General features: G+C 42.9%; 1 pseudogene. It reads left to right on the plus strand.

Going from position 1 to position 1,293, the window contains the following annotated elements:
* Positions 1-137: 137 nt before the first annotated feature.
* Positions 138-574, plus strand: a pseudogene (locus NL645_RS23035) (GNAT family N-acetyltransferase).
* Positions 575-1,293: the final 719 nt, after the last annotated feature.

The raw sequence follows: 1,293 nt of genomic DNA on the forward strand, positions 1-1,293 counted from the left end.
ACAAGACGTTCAAGGCGATTCGAAACGCATTGGGGTTTTAGTGCCCAAATAGGCACGGATTTATCAGAGTTTATTTTAGGTTAGGGTGCATGTGCGTCTCTCACACCTTAACTGCGCGTTATGTGCTTGGAGGAAATATGGAAATTCAGAAGGTCCAAAAATCGGATTTAGACGCAGTAATAAGACAGGTGTCAGAGGTTTCTGCCAAGGATGTACTTCCACTGCTTAAAGCACAAGGAAAGCAAGAGTATAAGGACAGAGTATTGCCTGACCTAGCGACTACTTTCAATGATGAGAAGTTTTCATCAATTAAGGCTGTATCGGATGGGGAAATACTTGGTTTTGCTGCTTTGCGTGATGGGAATTATTTAACACATTTGTTTGTTGCAAATTCACAGCAGGGATCAGGTTTAGGCCGTACCTTATTGCATCATTTGCTCAATCAGACAGATGCTCGTGAAGTTAGCCTGCGTTCATCGGTGGGTTCTACAATCGGAATGGTTTCGTAGCAACAGGTGAAGAAGCTGAGTTCAATGGAATTAGGTTTGTACCAATGTCTTTAGTACGCACATAACAAAGCGTTCAAGACGGATTCACAACGCTTGGCAGTTTTGGTTTACTTTTAATTTTGTGTTTGCGGCCTAATAGTTTAGGTCTGGTGGTAGCGTTGTTCACCACTTAACGCGGCGTTAGTTGCCAACGAGAAAAAACGTTCCTAAAGCAGAATGTTTGGGGCTAATGTCCGTATGTTTTTGGCTAGGTTTTCGTATTTCAATTTCCAGCTATTTGGGTTTGTGAAAATCGTGCTTTGATTTCTTGTACGGTTTGGTTTTTCTGTTTCAGACGCTGATTAGCTTGTTGAAAGTCAGCTCGGTTAAATTATCAGTCCAAAAGGGCTTTTTGGTGTTATAGACCGTTTTCTGCCGCGTTGCTTGTTCCAAGTGGTTTCAGTGACAGGCGATTTAAACTGCGCCTGATTTGAGTTTTACAAAATACGTAAAGGTCGTGTTGGCAAAGCGGAAATTAACTTCAAATCAAAGCCTTGGGTCTGGCAACTAACAAACTGTTCAAGAGGGATTCCCAACGCTTGGCGGTTTGGTGTTAAATTTGGTAAAAGTGTTTACGGTGTAAATGTTTAGGTTGGGTGGTTAGCGTTGGTCACCCCTTAACAGGGCGTTATTTCCGCAACGGATCTCTCAGGCTGAATGTACGTGGTTGTAGCCTAAGAGTGAAAGTGGCGGGGTAATAGGGTGGAAAAGCGGCGAAAAGGGCGAATATTTGTCATTTCCATGC

The organism is Vibrio sp. Y51_MX_L26 (assembly GCF_024181935.1).
Lineage (GTDB): Bacteria > Pseudomonadota > Gammaproteobacteria > Enterobacterales > Vibrionaceae > Vibrio > Vibrio diabolicus.